17 protein-coding genes and 1 pseudogene are annotated in these 20,453 nt (G+C 62.4%); 8 read left to right on the top strand and 10 right to left on the bottom strand.

The window, feature by feature from the left end; all coding sequences use genetic code 11:
* Positions 1-252 precede the first annotated feature (252 nt).
* Positions 253-1,563, top strand: a complete 1,311-nt coding sequence (locus BFP93_RS00345; RefSeq protein WP_065891541.1) for an MFS transporter — start codon at positions 253-255, stop codon at positions 1,561-1,563.
* Between the two features lie 144 nt (positions 1,564-1,707).
* Here BFP93_RS00345 and purT read toward each other — a convergent pair whose 3' ends face one another.
* The 5 genes from purT to BFP93_RS00325 form a co-directional block, all read right to left on the bottom strand.
* The gene (gene purT / locus BFP93_RS00340; protein WP_054918313.1) at positions 1,708-2,889 is read right to left on the bottom strand and encodes a formate-dependent phosphoribosylglycinamide formyltransferase; all 1,182 of its coding nucleotides are present in this window, start codon (positions 2,887-2,889) and stop codon (positions 1,708-1,710) included.
* Positions 2,890-2,959: 70 nt separating this feature from the next.
* Positions 2,960-3,427, bottom strand: a complete 468-nt coding sequence (locus BFP93_RS00335) for a VUT family protein (protein ID WP_065891540.1) — start codon at positions 3,425-3,427, stop codon at positions 2,960-2,962.
* Positions 3,428-3,554: 127 nt separating this feature from the next.
* Positions 3,555-3,770 (bottom strand): DUF1289 domain-containing protein, encoded by a 216-nt coding sequence (locus BFP93_RS26925; protein WP_083203181.1) that lies wholly within the window; start codon positions 3,768-3,770, stop codon positions 3,555-3,557.
* Complete coding sequence (locus BFP93_RS00330; protein ID WP_065891539.1) at positions 3,767-4,291, bottom strand: gamma carbonic anhydrase family protein; 525 nt, start codon at positions 4,289-4,291, stop codon at positions 3,767-3,769. The genes BFP93_RS26925 and BFP93_RS00330 overlap by 4 nt, the downstream gene beginning before the upstream one ends.
* A gap of 35 nt (positions 4,292-4,326) precedes the next feature.
* Entirely contained in the window at positions 4,327-4,929 is a 603-nt protein-coding gene (locus tag BFP93_RS00325; RefSeq protein ID WP_065891538.1) for a CoA pyrophosphatase, read from the bottom strand.
* Between the two features lie 147 nt (positions 4,930-5,076).
* On the opposite strand from BFP93_RS00325, the gene BFP93_RS00320 reads away from it, so the two are divergent.
* From BFP93_RS00320 to nagE, 7 genes are all read left to right on the top strand, one after another.
* Positions 5,077-5,625 (top strand): NUDIX hydrolase, encoded by a 549-nt coding sequence (locus tag BFP93_RS00320; protein ID WP_065891537.1) that lies wholly within the window; start codon positions 5,077-5,079, stop codon positions 5,623-5,625.
* 37 nt (positions 5,626-5,662) lie between these two features.
* A complete protein-coding gene (locus BFP93_RS00315; RefSeq protein ID WP_065887515.1) occupies positions 5,663-6,166 on the top strand; it encodes a L,D-transpeptidase family protein in 504 nt (167 codons plus the stop codon).
* A gap of 261 nt (positions 6,167-6,427) precedes the next feature.
* On the top strand, positions 6,428-7,186 hold the full coding sequence (locus BFP93_RS00310) for a GntR family transcriptional regulator (RefSeq protein WP_065891536.1): 759 nt from the start codon (positions 6,428-6,430) through the stop codon (positions 7,184-7,186).
* Positions 7,187-7,196: 10 nt separating this feature from the next.
* The gene (gene nagA / locus BFP93_RS00305; protein WP_065891535.1) at positions 7,197-8,303 is read left to right on the top strand and encodes an N-acetylglucosamine-6-phosphate deacetylase; all 1,107 of its coding nucleotides are present in this window, start codon (positions 7,197-7,199) and stop codon (positions 8,301-8,303) included.
* Positions 8,284-9,306 carry an SIS domain-containing protein gene (locus BFP93_RS00300; protein WP_139113416.1) on the top strand — a complete coding sequence of 341 codons (1,023 nt, stop codon included), beginning with the start codon at positions 8,284-8,286 and terminating at the stop codon, positions 9,304-9,306. The genes nagA and BFP93_RS00300 overlap by 20 nt, the downstream gene beginning before the upstream one ends.
* Before the next feature lie 30 nt (positions 9,307-9,336).
* On the top strand, positions 9,337-11,862 hold the full coding sequence (gene ptsP, locus BFP93_RS00295; protein ID WP_065891533.1) for a phosphoenolpyruvate--protein phosphotransferase: 2,526 nt from the start codon (positions 9,337-9,339) through the stop codon (positions 11,860-11,862).
* Positions 11,863-11,888: 26 nt separating this feature from the next.
* Complete coding sequence (gene nagE / locus BFP93_RS00290) at positions 11,889-13,586, top strand: N-acetylglucosamine-specific PTS transporter subunit IIBC (protein ID WP_065891532.1); 1,698 nt, start codon at positions 11,889-11,891, stop codon at positions 13,584-13,586.
* 115 nt (positions 13,587-13,701) lie between these two features.
* Here nagE and BFP93_RS00285 read toward each other — a convergent pair whose 3' ends face one another.
* The 5 genes and pseudogenes from BFP93_RS00285 to purL all read right to left on the bottom strand — a co-directional run bounded on the left by BFP93_RS00285 (position 13,702) and on the right by purL (position 20,187).
* Positions 13,702-13,971 carry a DUF6124 family protein gene (locus tag BFP93_RS00285; protein ID WP_065891531.1) on the bottom strand — a complete coding sequence of 90 codons (270 nt, stop codon included), beginning with the start codon at positions 13,969-13,971 and terminating at the stop codon, positions 13,702-13,704.
* A 485-nt stretch (positions 13,972-14,456) separates the two neighbouring features.
* Entirely contained in the window at positions 14,457-15,395 is a 939-nt protein-coding gene (locus BFP93_RS00280; RefSeq protein ID WP_065891530.1) for a pectate lyase family protein, read from the bottom strand.
* A 213-nt stretch (positions 15,396-15,608) separates the two neighbouring features.
* Positions 15,609-15,725, bottom strand: a pseudogene (locus BFP93_RS29510) (DUF6124 family protein); the annotation flags it as partial.
* A 249-nt stretch (positions 15,726-15,974) separates the two neighbouring features.
* Complete coding sequence (locus BFP93_RS00275) at positions 15,975-16,286, bottom strand: NGG1p interacting factor NIF3 (RefSeq protein ID WP_065891529.1); 312 nt, start codon at positions 16,284-16,286, stop codon at positions 15,975-15,977.
* Positions 16,287-16,290: 4 nt separating this feature from the next.
* Entirely contained in the window at positions 16,291-20,187 is a 3,897-nt protein-coding gene (purL, locus tag BFP93_RS00270; protein ID WP_065891528.1) for a phosphoribosylformylglycinamidine synthase, read from the bottom strand.
* Positions 20,188-20,453 lie beyond the last annotated feature (266 nt).

Genomic DNA, 20,453 nt, shown 5'->3' with positions numbered 1-20,453 from the left:
AGCAGCCGTTACCGCAGAAACGGATATGTACTCGATCTGATCCAACATCCTGGTCGGCCCAGAGGCCGCCATCGGGGGCAAGCCCCCTCCCACATTGGATCTGTGTTACTTCAGCCACTTGTTGTAATTCCACCCCCCTTCCTATAATCCCTGCGGCTTACCCAAGCCGCTGCGCGCACAACCCTGATCCATGGGTGTACGACCAATAATAATCCGCGTCCAAACGCGCAATGACCGTCAGGGATTACCGCCATGAGCCCCCCCTATAACGAGGCCACCACCGCTGCCCCGACCAACTCGACGGCTCGCGTGGCGACCGCGAGCATCGTCGGCACCGCCATCGAGTTCTACGACTTCTATATCTACGCCACGGCTGCCGCGCTGGTGATCGGCCCGGTGTTCTTCCCGCAGACGTCCGGCACCGCGCAGATGCTGGCGTCGTTCCTGACCTTCGGCATCGCGTTTATCGCCCGCCCGCTGGGCTCGGCGCTGTTCGGCCATTTTGGCGACCGCATCGGTCGCAAGTCGACGCTGGTGGCCTCCCTGCTGCTGATGGGCGTGTGTACCACCCTGATCGGCTTGCTGCCCGGCTACGACAGCATTGGCGCCTGGGCACCGATCCTGTTGTGTGTCTTGCGCTTCGGCCAAGGCTTGGGCCTGGGCGGGGAATGGGGCGGCGCGGCCTTGCTGGCGACCGAGAACGCGCCCAAAGGCAAACGCGCCTGGTTCGGCATGTTCCCGCAACTGGGCCCGTCGATTGGCTTTTTGGCGGCCAATGGTTTGTTCCTGATTTTGGCCATGAGCCTGAACGATGAGCAGTTCCGCAGCTGGGGCTGGCGCATTCCGTTCATCCTCAGCGCGGCGCTGGTGATGGTGGGCCTGTACGCACGGCTCAAGCTGCACGAGACGCCTGTGTTCGCCAACGCCGTGGCCCATGAAAAACCGGTGAAAGTGCCGCTGGTGGAGCTGTTCAGCCAGCACTGGCTGCCGGTATTGCTGGGCGCCGCGTCGATGGTGGTGTGCTATGCGCTGTTCTATATCACCACGGCGTTTTCCCTGAGTTACGGGGTGTCGACCCTCGGCTACAGCCGTGAAACCTTCCTCGGCCTGTTGTGCTTCGCGGTGCTGTTCATGGGCCTGGCGACGCCGTTGGCGGCGCTGGCCAGCGACCGCTACGGGCGCAAACCGGTGCTGATCGTCGGCGCGATCCTGGCGATACTGTCGGGTTTTACCATGGAGCCGCTGCTGACCCACGGTTCGACCTGGGCCGTAGCGTTGTTCCTGGCGCTGGAACTGTTCCTGATGGGCATAACCTTCGCGCCGATGGGTGCGCTGCTGCCGGAACTGTTCCCGACCCGCGTGCGTTATACCGGCGCTTCGGCGGCGTATAACCTGGGTGGGATCGTGGGCGCGTCGGCGGCACCGTTCTTCGCAACCAAGCTGGTGGCGATGGGCGGGCTGAGTTATGTGGGTGGGTATGTGTCGGCGGCAGCGTTGCTGAGCTTGATCGCGGTGCTGTGCCTGAAAGAGACGCGGGATAATGATTTGAACAAGGTCGCCTGAAGCCTGATCGCGATGATCGTTCCCACGCTCTGCGTGGGGAATGCTGCCCTGGACGCTCTGCGTCGGCTTTTAAAGTCGTGACGCGGAGCGTCACAGGATGCATTCCCACGCGGAGCGTGGGAACGATCGGCGTCAGGGGCGGTTTTAGAGTTCTACAACCACAGCCTGAGAAGCCCGGGTCGCCTTGGCCCGAGCAGCCTCAATCGACTCATCTCGCGCCAGCGCCACGCCCATGCGGCGCTGGCCATTGACCTCCGGCTTGCCAAACAGACGCAACGCCGTATCCGGCTCGCTCAACGCGGCGCCCAGGTTGGCGAATGCGGTCTGGGTCGACTGCCCTTCCACCAGGATCACCGCCGAAGCCGAAGGCCCGAACTGGCGGATCAACGGGATCGGCAGGCCGAGGATGGCGCGGGCGTGCAGGGCAAATTGCGACAGGTCCTGGGAAATCAGGGTCACAAGGCCCGTGTCATGGGGGCGCGGCGAGACTTCGCTGAACCACACCTGATCACCCTTGATAAACAGCTCCACGCCAAACAGACCCCGGCCGCCCAAGGCCTCGGTCACGGCTTTGGCGACGCGCTCGGACTCGGCCAGCGCAATCGGGCTCATGGCCTGGGGCTGCCAGGATTCCTGGTAGTCGCCCTTCTCCTGACGATGGCCGACCGGCGCGCAGAAGGTGGTGCCGCCGATATGGCGCACGGTCAGCAGGGTGATTTCGTAGTCGAAGTCGATAAAGCCTTCGATGATCACCCGGCCTTTACCGGCGCGCCCACCTTCCTGGGCGTAGTCCCAGGCTTTCTGCACATCGTCCGCGCTGCGCAGCAGGCTCTGGCCCTTGCCCGACGAACTCATCACCGGCTTGACCACACACGGGAAACCCAGGTCCTGCACGGCCTTGCTGTAGTCTTCGAAGGTGTCGGCGAAGTGGTATGGGGAGGTCGGCAAGTCCAGCTCTTCGGCGGCCAGGCGACGGATGCCTTCACGGTTCATGGTCAGCGAGGTGGCGCGCGCGGTCGGGATCACGGTGAAGCCTTCGGCTTCCAGCTCGACCAGGGTAGCGGTGGCGATGGCTTCGATTTCCGGCACGATGAAGTGCGGCTTCTCCGCCTCGATGACGGCACGCAAGGCGGCGCCGTCGAGCATGTTGATCACATGGCTACGGTGCGCCACCTGCATGGCGGGCGCGTTGGCGTAGCGATCCACGGCAATCACTTCAACGCCCAGGCGTTGCAGCTCGATTACCACTTCCTTGCCCAGCTCACCGCAGCCACACAGCAAAACGCGGGTCGCGGTTGGCGACAATGGAGTTCCGATTCGGGTCATCTCAGGTCCTCAGGGGAGCGGATCATGGGGGAGAAAGGCCGGCATTTTACATGAACTGTAGAGATTGGCCTCAGTTAGCAACGGCGCGCCGGCGCATGCGCCAGGCCATGACCAGCCACACCACGGTCACCCCGGCGAATTTCGACACCAGCGCGGTGCCCGCCACCGCCGGCGTCAGCGCGCCGATCAGGCCGAAGAAGATAAAGGTATCCAAGGGAATGCTCAGCGCCGAACTGATCCACAGGCGATCGTGCAACGGGCGCCGGGTGATGCTGAACACCAGCCAGTCGATGCACTCGGACACCGCGAACGCCGTGGCGCTGGCCAGGGCGATGGACGGGTCCGACGTGATATACGACAACACCAGCGCCGCCAGCATGGCGATGATCGCACCGTGGCCGAAGCGGGTTTGCACCATGTCGCGCAGAATGAAGACCAGGCCACCCCAGGCGGACCAGATCACGTCCAGGTGCGGGGCGGTGGAAAAGGCAAAGTTGATCAGCACGACGCTGCTGATGTAGGCGATCAGGAAGAGCATGGGGCGAAAACCTGTAGGAGCGAGCTTGCTCGCGAAAAACGTTAACGATGACGCGGGGAATCTGACTATACGCGGTGTTCTTGGGTTTTTCGCGAGCAAGCTCGCTCCTACAGGGGGGGGGCAGCAGTCAGGCGCCGGATTTACCAGAAACCATAAACACTAACCCACTCGCCACCGCCCGCTCATGGCACAACCCCAACACCAGCCGGCGTTCGGCATTGTCCATGCGGCTCCAACGCGTAATCTCGTCCACGGTACGCTGGCAACCAGTACAGATATCGTCATCATCCAGTGCGCAAATACTCACACAAGGCGAAGCGACAGGCCGTTCAACCGTACTCATTGTTCCTGCTCGACCAGATCACGCGCATACCGCTGCGCGTTATGCACATAGTGCGCGGCGCTGGCTTCGAGCATGCGTTTCTGCGCTTCAGTCAGCTCACGCACCACCTTGCCGGGCGACCCCATCACCAGCGAGCCATCGGGAATTTCCTTGCCTTCGCCGATCAGCGAATTGGCGCCGATGATGCAGTGCTTGCCAATCTTCGCGCCATTGAGGATCACCGCGTTGATGCCGATCAGGCTGTAATCATCGACGGTGCAGCCGTGCAGCATGGCGTTGTGGCCGATGGTCACGCCGGTGCCGAGAGTCAGCGGGTAGCCCATGTCGGTGTGCATCACGCTGCCGTCCTGCACGTTGCTGTTCCTGCCGATCAGGATCAGTTCGTTGTCGCCACGCAATACCGCGTTGAACCAGACGTTGGCGCCCTCCTCCAGCTTGACCTTGCCCACCAGCGTGGCATTGGGTGCTACCCAACTGTTGGGATGCGTCTCGACGCGGGCATCGCCCAGGCGGTATTTCATGGTTGTTCCTCACGGCTCGCCATTCAAACGATGGCTCAGATATTGATGAAGCTCTTGGGTGGCTGATGCAGGCTGATCTTGGCGTCGTCGTAGAGCAGGTTGATCAGCTCGACGATCATGATTGCCGTCAGGCCCCAGATCTTGTATTCGCCGAACCTGTAGCTTGGCACATACCAACTGCGACCCTGATAGTCGATGCGGTGGGTGTGCTCGCGTGGGTCCTGGCGGAAAAAATCCAGGGGCACGCTGAAGACAGCGGCAATTTCGGCGTCGTTGGCCAGGTACTCGACGTAATCAGGGACCACGCCCACATAGGGCGTTACACGGATACCGTGCAGGGAGATCAACGGGCTCAATGGGCCAATGACCTCGACCAGACCCGGCGGCAGGCCGATTTCTTCTTCGGCTTCGCGCAGGGCGGTAAAGATCAGGTCCGGGTCTTCGGGGTCACGGCGTCCGCCGGGAAAGGCCACTTCGCCGCCATGGGTCGACAGGCCACTGGCGCGCAGGGTCAGGATCAGCTCGGGTTCGTCACTGCGGGTAATCGGCACCAGCACCGCGGCCTCGGGGAAACGCCCGTCGGTCTCCAGCGAGTGGGGGGTGTGGTTGCTTACCCGGCGAAGTAGCTCGTCCAGCATGAGTCATCTCGGTCTGTTGGCTACCTTGCATCATGCACCAAAGCGCGCAGGCGCCCAACCCCAAAACCACCGGAGTGTCGCGAAACGACAACTTGCAGGAACGCCTGGCACCAAGCCAAGATGTGCCCACTCTCCAGGAACCCCAGCATGAATTTCTGCAGCCAGTGCGGCAAACCGGTCACCCAACGCATTCCCGAAGGCGACGCGCGCCTGCGCTATGTGTGCGATCACTGCTCGACCATTCATTACCAGAATCCCAATATCGTCGCCGGTACCGTGCCGGTATGGGGCGACAAAGTGCTGCTGTGCCGTCGCGCCATCGAGCCGCGCCTGGGTTACTGGACCCTGCCCGCGGGCTTCATGGAAAACGGCGAAACCGTGGAACAGGCCGCCATGCGCGAGACCCTGGAAGAAGCCTGCGCCCGCGTGCGCAACCTGAGCCTCTATACCTTGATCAACGTGCCGCACATCAATCAGGTGCATATTTTCTATCGCGCCGAGCTGGCCGACCTGGACTTTGCCGCAGGCATCGAAAGCCTGGAAGTGAAGCTGTTCGCCGAGGCCGACATCCCTTGGTCCGAGCTGGCTTTCCGCACGGTCGGGCGTACCTTAGAATGCTTCTTCGCTGACCGTGCGCAACAGCTGTTCCCGGTGCGCAGCGAGTCCGTGCCGCCCCAGTCCAAGCCCGCCCAATAACAAGCCGGCCACTCGTCGCCAAAGGGAAATCGTTTCAATGCGTTGGTTGCTTGCTCTGATCTGCCTGTCGTTCGCTGCCCTGTCCTCGGCCTCCACGGTGCAAACCCTCGGCGGCAAACCGGTCGAAAAGGTCCTGGTGCTCAAATCCGCCCACCAGTTGCAACTGATCAACGACGGCAAGCCGCTCAAGACCTATCGCATATCCCTGGGAAAAAACCCGAAAGGTCACAAACTGATCGAGGGCGACCGTCGCACGCCTGAGGGCTTCTACTGGATCGACTGGCGCAAGACCAGCGAACGCTTCAACCTGGCCATGCACATCTCCTACCCCAATATCAGCGACGCCGCCCGCGCGCGCCGCGAAGGGGTGAAACCGGGCAGCATGATCATGATCCACGGCACGCCCGACACCGAAGACTACCCGGAACAGTGGTTCCACACCCTGGACTGGACCGACGGCTGCATCGGCATGCGCAATGTGGACATGCGCGAAGTCTGGAGCCTGGTCAAGGACGGCACCCTGATCGAGATTCGGCCCTGATCTGCGACCGCTCGTAAAATAATTCGAAAATATTTCCTGCCCAGGGCAGCGCCTGCCGGTGAATACCAGTTCACCGCGCGCGCTGTGCGTTTGTGCGCGCAACAAAGACCTCTCTAATACCACTTGATACCATGCACCATTAGCACGCCCTGAAACCGGGGTTCGCACCGTTTTGGCAGCATTGACATGGTATTTAAGTGGTATTAATTTCCGGCCATTACCGGGCGACAACATTCCAATAACGCATCGGAAACCTGACAGATGAATCCCATCCTGGCCCTGCGCCCCGACGACAAGCAATCCACGCCGCTGTACCTGCAACTGGCCCGCAGCCTTGAAGCGGCGATCCATGCCGGCCAGTGGAAATCCGAGCAGGCCCTGCCCTCGGAGCGTGCGCTCAGCGAGCAGTTGGGCATCTCGCGGGTGACCGCCCGCAAAGCGCTGGAGGTGTTGCTTGCCCAGGGCCTGATTCGCCGCAGCCAGGGCTCCGGCACCTTTATCACGCCGCGCCTGGAACAACCGTTGTCGCGCCTGTCGGGGTTCAGTGAAATGTTGCGGCTCAAGGGCTTTGTGCCCACGTCCCAATGGCTGGAGCGCGACATCACCCCGCCGACCCACGAAGAGCTGATCCGATTGTGCCTGTCGCCCACCGACAAAGTGGCGCGCCTCAAGCGTTTGCGCAAAGCCGATGACACGGTAATGGCGATTGAAATGACCACCCTGCCCGCCTCGGTGCTGCCTCAGCCGCAAGCCATCGGCAATTCGCTGTACGAATACCTGGAAGGCATCGGCAAGCCCATCGTGCGCGCCCTGCAGCATATCCAGGCGATCAATGCGTCGGACGAGTTCGCCAGGCTGGTGGGCATCGCCCCCGGCACCGCCATGCTGCTGATGACCCGCGTGGGCTACACCGCCGACAACACGCCGATTGAAATCACCGACACCTACTGCCGCAACGACTACTACGACTTTGTCGCAGAGCTGCGCCGTCATGACTACTCCGCCGAATTGCGAATTTAGAGAACTGCCCATGTCAGAAGACAATATCCTCACGCCCAGCGGCTGGATGCGCGGCCGCCTGGTGCACGAGCACGGCAAGGTGGTCGCCGTTGAAGGCACCCCGTGCGACCCGGCCGACAACGAGCTGCCCTACTTGCTGCCAGGCTTTATCGACCTGCATGTGCATGGCGGCGGCGGTGCGGACATCATGGAAGGGGCGCACGCCTTCCAGACCATCACCCGTACCCACGTGCGGTTCGGCACCACCTCGCTACTGGCCACCACCATGACGGCGCCGGTGGAAGAAATCACCAAAGTGCTCGGTGAGCTCGGCAAGTTCTGTGAACAACGTCCGACGGGCAGCGCCCGGGTCCTGGGCGTGCACTTGGAGGGCCCTTACATCAATCCAGGCAAACTCGGTGCCCAACCCAACTTCGCCCACACCGCCTTGATGGCCGAAGTCGAAGCCTACCTGCGCCTGGCACCGATCCGGGTGATCACCATCGCCCCGGAAATCGCCGGCCACGACGGCCTGATCCGCGCCCTCAGCGAACGCGGCGTGCGCATGCAGATCGGCCATACCCTGGGCAGCTATGAAGAAGGCGTCGCCGCCCTCGCCGCCGGCGCCACCAGCTTCACGCATTTGTACAACGCCATGAGCCCGCTGCATCACCGCGAGCCGGGCATCGTCGGCGCCGCGCTGGCCCACGCCCAATACGCCGAATTGATCCCGGATTTGCTTCACGTGCATCCTGGTGCCATGCGCGTGGCCCTGCGCTCGATCCCGTGCCTGTATTGCGTCACCGACTCCACCGCCGCCGCCGGCATGCCCGATGGCGAATACAAGCTGGGCAGCCACACCGTGACCAAATGCCTGGGCGGGGTGCGCCTGGCCGACGGCACCCTGGCCGGCAGCACGCTGACCATGGACCAGGCGCTGCGCAACCTGGTGAAGATCGGCCTGCCCATCAGCGAAGCCTCACAACGCCTGTCGCAATTTCCTGCGGACTACCTGGGCCTGGAAGAACGCGGCCGCCTGCAACCCGGCAGTTTTGCCGACTGCGTGCGCCTGGACCGCTCCCTGACACTCACCGACGTAATGGTCGAAGGAGAAACCATTGACTTCAAAAATGCTTGAAGAGGCCCTGGCCTCCTGCGACGCCGTCGCCGCACAACTGCAACGCCTGGACCCGTTGCTGGAGGAAGTCGCCGGTCGCCTGCGCCGCCAGCCGCCGCAAGTGGCGATGACCATTGCCCGTGGCAGCTCGGACCATGCCGCCAGCTACTTCGCTTACCTGGCCATGCAGCATGTGGGCATTCCGGTGGCGTCGTTGCCGATGTCGGTGGTGACCCTGTTGCAGGCGCCAATGAAAGTCAGCGGCCAAGTGGCGTTCGGGTTCTCCCAGTCGGGGCAGAGCCCGGATTTGGTCAACAGCCTGCGCCTGTTGCGCAAACGCGGGGCCTTGAGCATTTCGCTGGTGAATGCCGAAGATTCGCCGCTGGAAGCCGCGTGTGAATTCCATGTGCCGCTGTGCGCCGGGCCGGAACTCAGCGTGGCCGCGACCAAGAGCTTTATCGCCACCCTCAGCGCCAGCGCGCAGTTGATCGGCCACTGGAATCAGGAAGCCGATCTGCTGCAAGCCTGCCAGGCGCTGCCCGACGGCCTGCGCGACGCCGCCAGGCAGGATTGGCGCCTGGCAGTCGACGCCCTCAAAGGCAGCCAGCGCTTGATGGTCATCGGCCGTGGCGCCGGTTTCGCCATCGCCCAGGAAGCTGCGCTCAAACTCAAGGAGACCTCGGCGATCCAGGCCGAGGCCTTCAGCAGCGCCGAAGTGCGCCACGGGCCGATGGCCTTGATCGACGAACACTACCCGCTGCTGGTGTTCGCCCCACGCGGCGCTGAACAGGCCGGCCTGCTGAGCCTGGCCGCCGACATGCGTCAACGCGGTGCCCGCGTGCTGTTGGCCGCGCCCGACGATATCGCCGAACGCGACCTGACTCTGAGCCGTGCCGAACACCCGAGCCTGGACCCGATCCTGGCGATCCAGAGTTTCTATGTGATGGCCGCCAGCCTGGCTGAGGCACGGGGCATGGACCCGGACCAGCCGCGCCACCTGAGCAAAGTCACCCGCACCCACTGAAGCGGCGTTTTCCTGATGAGTACCGTGCCCATGTCCAACAACAATAATGTACTGACCCTCAGCGCCCCCTTGAGTGGGCCGGTGCTGGCCCTGAACAGCGTCCCCGACGAAGTGTTCGCCAGCGGCGCCATGGGCGACGGTATCGCTATCGACCCGTTGAACGACTGTCTGCAGGCCCCCTGTGACGGCGTGATCATCCATGTCGCCCGCACCGGGCACGCCCTGACCATCCGCGCCGATAACGGTGCCGAGGTATTGATGCATGTGGGCATCGACACCGTGGAACTCAATGGCGAAGGCTTTGCCTTGCTGGTCAAGGAAGGCGCACGGGTGAGCCAGGGCCAGGCACTGGTGCGGTTTGACCTGGACCGTATTGCGCGTCAGTGCAAGAGCCTGGTGAGCCTGATCATCCTGACCAACAGTGATCGCTTTGAGCTGACGCCGGTGCCGCTGAAGACGGTCAAGGTCGGTGAGCCGTTGATGCACATTGCCGCGCGCTCCACCGCCACCGTTCAAGCAGCGGTGGATAACTCCAATTGCGAAGCCGGCTCCGAAGCCAGCGCCAGCGTACGCATCACCCACCGGGGCGGCTTGCATGCCCGCCCCGCCGCCTTGATCCGCAAGACGGCCCAGGGTTTCAGCAGCCAGTCGCACCTGCATTTTGCTGACAAGTCGGCGTCGTGCGACAGCCTGATTGGCTTGATGGGCCTGGGCATTGGCGAAGGCGACGAAGTGCGCGTGAGTTGCCGTGGCAAAGACGCCGAGGCCGCCTTGCAAGGGTTGCTCGCGGCATTGTCGGTAGCGGTCAGCGAAGCCCATCACGCCCCCGTGGTCGCTGCTGCGCCCCGTCGTGCCAGTGTAGAAACCGATGTGCTGCAAGGCGTTTGTGCAGCCCCCGGCCTGGTGTGCGGTCCGCTGTTCCGCCTGACCGGCATCGAGCTGCCGCAAGACACCGGCAACCATTCGGCCGCCGAACAACAACAGCGCCTCGACACGGCACTGGAGCAGGTGCGCGATGAAATCCACAGCACCCTCGAGCATGCCCGCCAACGCAAGAACGTCGAGGAAGAAGACATCTTCGCCGCCCACCTCGCGCTGCTCGAAGACCCGGCGCTGCTGGAAGCGGCCAGCGCCGCCATCGCCCACGGCAGCGCCGCCACCCATGCCTGGCGCGATGCGATCCAGGCCCAGTGCGCGGTGCTGCTGGCACTGGGCAAGCCGTTGTTTGCCGAGCGCGCCAACGACCTGCGCGACCTGCAGCAACGCGTATTGCGTGCCTTGCTGGGCGAGGCCTGGCACTTCGAACTGCCCGCCGGGTCGATCGTCAGTGCCCACGAACTGACCCCGTCGGATTTGCTGCAGTTGAGTGAGCAGCAGGCCGTGGGTATCTGCATGGCCGAAGGCGGCGCCACGTCACACGTCGCCATTCTTGCGCGGGGTAAAGGCTTGCCCTGCGTGGTCGCGTTGGGTGCCGAGGTGCTGGATGTGCCCCAGGGCCAGCGTGTGGTGCTGGACGCCGTCAATGGCCGACTGGAACTGGCCCCCACAGACGCGCGCCATGCTGAAGTGCAGCAGATTCGCGACGCGCAAAAACTGCGTTGCCAGCAGCAGCAAGCCCAGGCGCAACAACCGGCACGCACCACCGATGGCGTGAGCATTGAAATCGCCGCCAACGTCGCCTCCAGCAGCGAGGCGCGGCTGGCGTTTGAAAATGGCGCCGATGGCGTCGGCCTGTTGCGCACCGAATTTCTGTTCGTCGACCGCCGCACCGCGCCGGATGAACAGGAACAGCGCCAGGCCTATCAGGCCGTGCTGGATGCCATGGGCGACAAATCCGTGATCATTCGCACCATCGACGTGGGCGGCGACAAGCAGCTCGACTACCTGCCGCTGCCTGTCGAAGCCAACCCGGTGTTGGGCCTGCGCGGCATTCGCCTGGCCCAGGTGCGCCCGGAACTGCTCGACCAGCAACTGCGCGCCCTGTTGCAAGTCTCGCCGCTGGCGCGTTGCCGCATCCTGTTGCCGATGGTCAGCGAGGTGGACGAACTGCTGCAGATCCGCCAGCGCCTGGATGAGTTGTGCGTGGAGCTGAAACTGACGCAGCGCCCCGAACTGGGGGTGATGATCGAAGTGCCCGCCGCCGCGCTGATGGCCGAGCAATTGGCCGAACACGCAGACTTTTTGTCCATCGGCACCAATGACCTGTCCCAGTACACCCTGGCCATGGATCGCGACCACGCAGGCTTGGCCGCCCGCGTCGATGCGCTGCACCCGGCCTTGCTGCGGCTGATCGCCCAGACCTGTGCCGGTGCGGCCAAGCATGGGCGTTGGGTCGGTGTGTGCGGCGCCCTGGCCTCCGACCCGCTGGCCACGCCGGTGCTGGTCGGCCTGGGCGTCAGCGAGCTGTCGGTAAGCCCGCCGCAGATCGGAGAAATCAAGGACCGCGTCCGCCACCTGGACGCGGCGCAATGCCGGCAACTGAGCCTTGAGCTGCTCGACCTGAGCAGTGCCAAGGCCGTTCGCCACGCCTGTCAACACCACTGGCCGCTGAGCTGAAAACAACAAGAATAGGGAGACACGCCATGTACCAACACTTTATCGAAGGCCTGCAACGCCTGGGCCGCGCCCTGATGCTGCCGATTGCGATCCTGCCAATCGCCGGCCTGCTGCTGCGCCTGGGCGACACGGACTTGCTCAACATCGCGGTGATGCACGATGCCGGGCAAGCGATCTTCGCCAACCTGGCGCTGATCTTCGCCATCGGCATCGCCGTCGGCTTTGCCCGCGACAACAACGGCACGGCCGGCCTGGCCGGGGCGATTGGCTACCTGGTGATGATCTCGACCCTCAAGGTGATGGATACCACCATTAACATGGGCATGCTCGCCGGTATCGCCAGTGGCCTGATGGCGGGCGGGCTGTATAACCGCTTCAAGGACATCAAGCTGCCGGAGTACCTGGCGTTCTTTGGTGGGCGACGGTTTGTGCCGATTGTCACCGGCTTCAGTGCAGTCGGTCTGGGGGTGATCTTCGGCTTGATCTGGCCGCCGATCCAGCACGGCATCAACAGCTTCGGCGTGTTGCTGATGGAGAGCGGCAGCCTGGGCGCCTTCGTGTTTGGCGTGTTCAACCGCCTGCTGATCGTCACCGGCCTGCACCACATCCTCAACAATATGGCGTGGTTCGTGTTCGGCACCTTCACCGACCCGGCAACCGGCGCGGTAGTGACCGGCGACCTGACCCGCTACTTCGCCGGCGACCCCAAAGGCGGCCAATTCATGACCGGCATGTTCCCGGTGATGCTGTTCGGCCTGCCCGCCGCGTGCCTGGCGATGTACCGCAACGCGTTGCCGGAGCGCCGCAAAGTGATGGGCGGGATTTTCCTGTCGATGGCGCTGACCTCGTTCCTGACCGGGGTGACCGAGCCGATTGAATTTGCCTTCATGTTCCTGGCGCCGTTCCTCTACTTGCTGCATGCACTGCTCACCGGCCTGTCGATGGCCGTGACCAACCTGCTCAATATCCACCTCGGCTTTACCTTCTCCGGTGGCTTTATCGACATGGTGCTGGGCTGGGGCAAGTCCACCAACGGCTGGCTGGTGGTACCGGTAGGCCTGGCCTACTCGGTGATCTACTACACGGTGTTCAGCTACTGCATCCGCCGCTTCAACCTGAAGACGCCGGGTCGGGAAGATATACAGGTGGTGCAGGCCGAAGCAATGAGCGATAACCAGCGCGCCACGGCTTATATCCAGGCGTTGGGTGGTGCTGAGAATCTGCTGAGTGTAGGTGCCTGCACCACGCGCCTGCGGCTGGACATGGTGGATCGCAACAAGGCGGTGGATACGCAGTTGAAAGCGCTGGGCGCCATGGCTGTAGTGCGGCCGGGGAATGGGGGAAGTTTGCAGGTGGTGGTTGGGCCGATGGCCGATAGCATTGCTGATGAAATTCGCTTGGCGATGCCGGGGTTTGTTGCAGCAGCGTCTGTAGCGGTTGCGCCTGTGGATAAGCCGGTGGCTGTGAATGTACACGAGGCAGAAAAATGGCTGAATGCGCTGGGGGGCCGGGGGAATGTGCGCCAGCTGGAAGCGGTAGCGATGACCCGGTTGCGGGTAGAGTTGGGTGATGATTCAGGGTTGTCTGAGGCTCAACTTACTGCGCTCGGTTGCCAGGGTGTGAGTCAGCTTGAGAGCGGTGTTTGGCACCTGTTGATTGGGGACAAGGCGTCCGGGTTGGGTGAGGCGCTGGAGCGGTTGGTTGCCCGCCCAATCAACGCCTGATCGATCGTTCCCACGCTCCGCGTGGGAATGCCGCCCCGGACGCTCCGCGTCCCGCCGTGCGCAAGGGTGACGCAGAGCGTCACAGGATGCATTCCCACGCGGAGCGTGGGAACGATCAGTTGGCGGTGGCTGTTGACACTTCGTGAAGATCCAGCACTCGATCCACCATCAGCTGGATCCCTTCCACCATACGATGAATCCCCAGCACTGCATCACGCTGGGGGCCGTCAACATCAAAAGCCAGATTCCCCGCCAGTGCCTGTACGGATGCCAGGTCTTGGGAGGCGTTGGCGAGCAGGGTTTCGCTGTTCAGGTGGGTCAGGACGGTGAAGATTTGGTCGGTGGGCGGAGAATCAGATGGGGGGGTTGGGCTGTCTTTGATCATGGTAAACCTCCTGAAAAATAGGAGCTGCCAGCATCACTTGCAGATGATGGGTGGCAGCTGTGCGCGGGCCTGCAAGACCGAGTCAGAAGCACCTCGGCAGACCCAAAGGTCTCCCGCGCACAGCCACCAGAAAACGATGACCATGAAAAGCGCCACGATTATAGCGGCGCTTCCGAGCCTCTAATATTATTTCGGCGGGCTTGCAGTCCCGGTCACTGAATTGGCAGCGACTCGAGAAGGTTAGTTGTGCGAGTTCCGACAGACAACCTGAAAGGCTTGTCGGAAATGTCTGAGGCGCCTGGGCGGACGCCATCGGGGGCAAGCCCCCTCCCACAGTTGACCGAGTTTCATCGTTGGAATGCAGTTGAATGTGGGATGGGGCTTGCCCCCGATGAGGCCCTTGCAGCCAACAAAAAACCCACCGGCCAAACTGGCCCGGCGGGTTTCTTGTTTATGCAGCCAGCCGATCAAGAATCCGCCAGGCTTTAGCCACCGAACACCAGGCTTACCGACTGGGCCCCCGCATTCTTGACGGTGAAATCCTTTGCCTGCGCGGCGGTCCTCAACGTGTAGGTGTAATTGGACGAAGCGGTCCACTGTGCTTTGGGCGACTTCTGATTCGTGATAGCAGGCACGCTGCCAATATCGGTAAACGTACCGTTGCCTTTATCATCCAACATGCCGTTGCTTGCGCTGCCTTCGCCAAAGTTGTTGCTCTCGGAAAGAATGTTGGCGTTTTGCGCCAGTGTAAAACCGAGATGAAACTTGTTGATGTAGTTGTTATAGACATGGAAGTAGCCATAACGCATCAACCCCGGTGCGCGCACTTCCATATTCTCGAAGCGATTATGGCAAATAGTCAGCCGTGGGAAGCCATTGAAGGCTGTGTTGTTGTCATCGCTCGGATGGCCCAGGATCAGGCCATACTTGTGATTGCCGAAAAAACAGTTGCTGATGGTCGCGTAGTCGGCCTTGTCGCCGATGTATAACAGCTTGTCGAGGCTGCCATCGTTGGCGGACCAGTCATGGCCGTCAAAGGAGCAGTGATCGATCCAGTACTTGCTGCCGTAGTTGAGGTACAGCTGGATATCATCATTGGCCTTGATACCCGCCGAGTGCTGGAAAACGATGTTCTGAAAAATGATGTTTTGCGACTCAGGTGTCGCACGCAAGTGAATGTTGTTGAGCGTGCGGTTCTGGAACGAGCCGACCAGGGTTTTATTTGAACCCATGGAGACCTTGGTCAAACTGGACGCCGAGATATTGCTGTTGATCACCAGCACGCGGGGTGTGGAACCGGCAATATTGGTTTTGAGCTGATCCAGGTTAGTGATGCTGACAACCGGACCGGACCAGCCGCCAGTGACCTTAGCGGCTTTGGCGAAGCCGGTCATGCCGGTGAGTTTACTTTCTGGATAAGACATAGGAGTTCCCTCTCTTTCAACATGGGACCCGATGATCGAGTCAAGGATGAAACATGACCGTCCTGGTCATGTGCACAGTGGGATGAGCGGCGGCGCAACCTACCGAACGTGGCAAGTTACCGCAGCCCCGCAAACTGTACATTTATACAGTGTCATGTGAAAGAAATGGCGTCAAGCGTGGATTGATCGTTGCCATGTTCCGCGCGGGAATGATCAGTTGGCGGGGGCTGCTGACACTTCGTGAAGATCCGGCACTCGATCCCCCATCAACTGAATGCCCTCCACCATCCGATGAATCCCCAGCACTGCATCACGCTGGGGGCCGTCGACAATCGAGATAGTCGCAGGGAGGCTATTGAGACAGGTTCCGACGGGCAACCTGAAAGGCTTGTCGGAAAGGTCTGAGGCGCCTGGGCAGACGCCATCGGGGGCAAGCCCACTCCCACAGTGGAGCGAGTTTCATCGTTGGAATGCAGTTGAATGTGGGAGGGGGCTTGCCCCCGATGAGGCCTTGAAAGGCAACAAAAAACCCGCTGACCAAACTGGCCCAGCGGGTTTCTTGTTTATGCAGCGTGCGAATCAAAACTCCGCCAACTGCCACACCTCATACGCCGGTGTCTCATACGGATGGCTCAGTTTCAACGCAGCCACAACCGCCACGATCAACGCATCCGCCACCACCAGCTCAACCTTCCACTCCTCAACCACTTCAACCTGGCCCACTTGCCCGATGAACGGCTGACTGCCGTCCAACGCGCGGAATTGGCCCTGGCCCAGCACTTGCCAGGCGCAGCTGTCGTAGTCGCCGATGCGCCCGCCGCCGGCTGCGAAGACGGCGGTTTTCACCGTCTCCACGTGGCTGTCGGGTACGAAGAAGGCGAGCTTGTACACCGCCTTAGTTCACCCACACACGGGCGTTGCGGAACATGCGCATCCAGGCGCCGTCTTCGTTCCACTCTTCCGGGCGCCACGAGTTTTGCACGGCGCGGAATACGCGCTCCGGGTGCGGCATCATGATGGTGACGCGACCGTCGCGGCTGGTGAGGCCGGTGATGCCGCGCGGCGAGCCGTTCGGGTTGGCCGGGTAGCTTTCGGTGACCTTGCCGTGGTTGTCGACGAAACGCAGGGCCACGGTGCCGGACAGGTCGGCTTCGAGCAGGGCTTCTTCGCTGGCGAACTCGGCATGGCCTTCACCGTGGGCGATGGCGATCGGCATACGCGAACCGGCCATGCCCTGCAGGAAGATCGAGTTGGATTCCTGCACCTGCACCATGGCGACACGGGCTTCGAACTGCTCGGAACGGTTACGCACAAAGTGCGGCCAGAACTCGCTGCCCGGGATCAGTTCGCTGAGGTTGGACATCATCTGGCAACCGTTGCACACGCCCAGGGTGAAGCTGTCGTTACGCTCGAAGAACCCCTGGAACGCGTCGCGGGCGCGGCTGTTGAACAGCGCCGACTTGGCCCAGCCTTCACCGGCACCCAGTACGTCGCCGTAGGAGAAACCACCGCAAGCTACGAGACCTTTGAACTCATTGAGGTCAACGCGACCGGCGAGGATGTCGCTCATGTGCACGTCGATCGCATTGAACCCGGCACGGTCGAACGCCGCCGCCATTTCCACCTGGCCGTTGACGCCCTGCTCACGCAGCACGGCAACCTGTGGGCGAATACCCTTCTTGATGTAGGGCGCGGCGATGTCCTGGTTGACGTCGAAGCTGAGCATGGTGCTCAGGCCCGGGTTGTCTTCTTCCAGGATCGCGTCGAATTCCTGCTCGGCGCAGTCGACGTTGTCGCGCAGGCGCTGGACCTGGTAGCTGGTCTCGGCCCACTGGCGCTGCAGCAAGCGGCGCTGACCGGTAAAGACCGTGTCACCGTTGAACGAGATAGTAACTTCGCCGTTGTTGATCGGCTGGCCAATGACCGCCACGCACTCGGCAAGACCGGCAGCGCTGAACTGTGCGAGCACGTCCGGGGTAGCGTCCTGGCGCACTTGAATCACCGCACCCAACTCTTCGTTGAACAGGATGCCGTTGATCTCGGCGGCATCCTCGGCAACGCTGTCGAGCACGATGTTCAGGCCGCAGTGACCGGCGAAGGCCATTTCTACGACGCTGGTCAGCAAACCACCGTCGGAACGGTCGTGGTAAGCCAGCAGGTGACCGTCGGCATTCAGGCCCTGGATCACGGCGAAGAAGGCCTTGAGGTCTTCGGCGTCGTCGACATCCGGCGCGTGTTTGCCGAGCTTGCCGTGAGTCTGCGCCAGGATCGAGGCGCCCATGCGGTTCTGGCCACGGCCCAGGTCGATCAGGATCAGATCGGTGGTGCCCTTGTCCATGCGCAGTTGCGGGGTCAGGGTCTGGCGGATGTCGGTGACCGGCGCGAAACCGGTCACGATCAACGACAGTGGCGAGGTGACGCTCTTGTCGGTGCCGTCTTCGTTCCAGCGGGTGGCCATGGACATGGAGTCCTTGCCCACCGGAATGGTAATACCCAGCTCAGGGCACAGCTCCATGCCGACCGCTTTAACCGTGTCGTACAGGCGCGCATCTTCACCCGGGTGACCGGCAGCGGACATCCAGTTGGCCGACAGTTTGATGTCGGACAGCTTGCCGATACGCGAGGCCGCGATGTTGGTGAGGGTTTCACCAATGGCCATGCGGCCCGACGCCGGAGCGTCCAGCAGGGCCAGCGGCGTGCGCTCGCCCATGGCCATGGCTTCACCGGTGTACACGTCGAAGCTGGTGGCGGTGACGGCAACGTCAGCCACCGGAACCTGCCACGGGCCGACCATTTGGTCACGGGCCACGAGGCCGGTGATGGTGCGGTCGCCGATGGTAATCAGGAAGCTTTTGCTCGCCACGGCGGGGTGGTGCAGCACGCGCTCGATGCTGTCGGCCAGCTCAAGGGGGCTTGGGTCGAAATCATCGCCCAGCTCGGCTTCACGCACGGCCGAACGGTGCATGCGCGGGGCTTTGCCCAGCAGCACTTCGAGTGGCATGTCCACCGGGCTGTTGCCGAAGTGGCTGTCTGTAACAGTAAGCTGCGGCTCGGCCGTGGCTTCGCCGACCACGGCAAACGGGCAGCGCTCACGTTCGCAGATGGCCTGGAAGCGCGCAAAATCTTCAGGGCCGACGGCCAGCACGTAGCGTTCCTGGGATTCATTGCTCCAGATTTCGTGCGGGGCCATGCCCGGCTCGTCGTTTGGAATATTGCGCAGTTCGAAACGGCCACCACGCTCGCCATCGTTGACCAGTTCCGGGAAGGCGTTGGACAAACCGCCAGCACCGACGTCGTGGATGAAGCTGATCGGGTTCTTGTCGCCCAACTGCCAGCAACGGTCGATGACTTCCTGGCAGCGGCGTTCCATCTCGGGGTTTTCGCGCTGGACGGAAGCGAAGTCGAGGTCCGCCGAGCTGGTGCCGGTGGCCATGGAGGACGCTGCGCCGCCGCCCAGGCCGATCAGCATGGCCGGGCCGCCGAGTACGATCAGCTTGGAACCGACCAGAATCTCGCCCTTCTTGACGTGTTCTTCACGGATGTTGCCCATGCCGCCGGCCAACATGATCGGCTTGTGGTAGCCGCGCACTTCATCGCCACGGGGGGTGGTGATGGACTGTTCAAAGGTACGGAAGTAACCGGTCAGCGCCGGACGCCCGAATTCGTTGTTGAACGCGGCGCCGCCCAGCGGGCCTTCGATCATGATGTCCAACGCGGTGACGATGCGCTCAGGCTTGCCGTACGGCACTTCCCACGGCTGTTCGAAGCCCGGGATCTGCAGGTTCGATACGGTGAAACCGGTGAGGCCCGCCTTGGGCTTGGCGCCACGGCCGGTGGCGCCTTCATCGCGAATTTCGCCGCCCGAACCGGTGGCCGCGCCAGGGAACGGGGCAATCGCGGTCGGGTGGTTGTGGGTTTCAACCTTCATCAGGATGTGCACCGGCTCCTGCACCGCGCCGTATTGGCGGGTTTCCGGGTCCGGGAAGAAGCGGCCGGCGACGGAGCCGACGATCACCGAGGCGTTGTCCTTATAAGCCGACAGAACACCTTCGCTGTGCATCACGTAGGTGTTCTTGATCATGCCGAACAGGCTTTTTTCCTGGCTCTGGCCGTCGATGTCCCAACTGGCGTTGAAGATCTTGTGACGGCAGTGCTCGGAGTTGGCCTGGGCGAACATCATCAGTTCGATGTCGTGGGGGTTGCGCTTCAAGCCGTTGAAGGCGTTGACCAGGTAGTCGATCTCGTCTTCGGCCAGGGCCAGGCCCAGTTCGGTGTTGGCCTTCTCGAGGGCGGCGCGGCCACCGCCAAGCACGTCAATCGCAGTGAGCGGCTTGGGCTCGGCGTGGCTGAACAGGCCGGCAGCCTGTTCCAGCTGGCTGACGATGATCTGGGTCATGCGGTCGTGCAGGCTGCTGGCGATCAGCTCGGCGTCGGCGTCGCTGAACTGGCCGGCCACGTAGAACGCGATACCACGCTCCAGGCGCTGGATTTTATCCAGGCCGCAGTTGCGGGCGATGTCGCTGGCCTTGCTCGACCACGGCGAGATGGTGCCGAACCGCGGCAGAACCAGGAACAGGCGACCGGTCGGCTCTTGAACGGGAACGCTTGGGCCGTACTTCAGAAGGCGTGCGAGCACTTGCTGTTCGTCGGCGGTCAAGACGCCGGTTACGTCGGCGAAGTGAGCAAATTCAGCATACAGGCCTGTAACAGCTGGAACCTTCTGGCTCAGTTGCTCAAGGAGTTTGCTGTGGCGAAAGGCAGAAAGGGCAGGAGCGCCGCGCAGGATCAACATCTTCGGGACAGCCTCGGGAAGGGGTGTGCTTTGAGGCCGTGCATTCTAGCGTAAACCTTCGCCCACGGCACCCGAAACGCTACCGCTGGCCGCTGCCGAACGTCAGTTGGCACGGTTTGCGCGGCGCCGGGGGATAATCCATGGCCTCGGGCGCAGATATTTTAACCGTCACAATCACGCGCCAGGCCGCGTTTCTGCGGGATACAGCACAGTTTTGCAGCGACTAGCAGACAAGTGTGCCGCTGTCGAGATATGGCGCCGTGGGC

Source organism: Pseudomonas sp. 44 R 15 (genome assembly GCF_900004965.1).
Classification (GTDB): domain Bacteria; phylum Pseudomonadota; class Gammaproteobacteria; order Pseudomonadales; family Pseudomonadaceae; genus Aquipseudomonas; species Aquipseudomonas orientalis_A.
This window is presented reverse-complemented; position numbering and strand designations above follow the sequence as displayed.

What these genes read in the sequence shown, in the direction of transcription:
- BFP93_RS00345 (WP_065891541.1), top strand. Translation starts at nt 253, where the DNA reads ATGAGCCCCCCCTATAACGAGGCCACCACCGCTGCCCCGACCAACTCG.
- purT (WP_054918313.1), bottom strand. Translation starts at nt 2,889, where the DNA reads ATGACCCGAATCGGAACTCCATTGTCGCCAACCGCGACCCGCGTTTTG.
- BFP93_RS00335 (WP_065891540.1), bottom strand. Translation starts at nt 3,427, where the DNA reads ATGCTCTTCCTGATCGCCTACATCAGCAGCGTCGTGCTGATCAACTTT.
- BFP93_RS26925 (WP_083203181.1), bottom strand. Translation starts at nt 3,770, where the DNA reads ATGAGTACGGTTGAACGGCCTGTCGCTTCGCCTTGTGTGAGTATTTGC.
- BFP93_RS00330 (WP_065891539.1), bottom strand. Translation starts at nt 4,291, where the DNA reads ATGAAATACCGCCTGGGCGATGCCCGCGTCGAGACGCATCCCAACAGT.
- BFP93_RS00325 (WP_065891538.1), bottom strand. Translation starts at nt 4,929, where the DNA reads ATGCTGGACGAGCTACTTCGCCGGGTAAGCAACCACACCCCCCACTCG.
- BFP93_RS00320 (WP_065891537.1), top strand. Translation starts at nt 5,077, where the DNA reads ATGAATTTCTGCAGCCAGTGCGGCAAACCGGTCACCCAACGCATTCCC.
- BFP93_RS00315 (WP_065887515.1), top strand. Translation starts at nt 5,663, where the DNA reads ATGCGTTGGTTGCTTGCTCTGATCTGCCTGTCGTTCGCTGCCCTGTCC.
- BFP93_RS00310 (WP_065891536.1), top strand. Translation starts at nt 6,428, where the DNA reads ATGAATCCCATCCTGGCCCTGCGCCCCGACGACAAGCAATCCACGCCG.
- nagA (WP_065891535.1), top strand. Translation starts at nt 7,197, where the DNA reads ATGTCAGAAGACAATATCCTCACGCCCAGCGGCTGGATGCGCGGCCGC.
- ptsP (WP_065891533.1), top strand. Translation starts at nt 9,337, where the DNA reads ATGTCCAACAACAATAATGTACTGACCCTCAGCGCCCCCTTGAGTGGG.
- nagE (WP_065891532.1), top strand. Translation starts at nt 11,889, where the DNA reads ATGTACCAACACTTTATCGAAGGCCTGCAACGCCTGGGCCGCGCCCTG.
- BFP93_RS00285 (WP_065891531.1), bottom strand. Translation starts at nt 13,971, where the DNA reads ATGATCAAAGACAGCCCAACCCCCCCATCTGATTCTCCGCCCACCGAC.
- BFP93_RS00280 (WP_065891530.1), bottom strand. Translation starts at nt 15,395, where the DNA reads ATGTCTTATCCAGAAAGTAAACTCACCGGCATGACCGGCTTCGCCAAA.
- purL (WP_065891528.1), bottom strand. Translation starts at nt 20,187, where the DNA reads ATGTTGATCCTGCGCGGCGCTCCTGCCCTTTCTGCCTTTCGCCACAGC.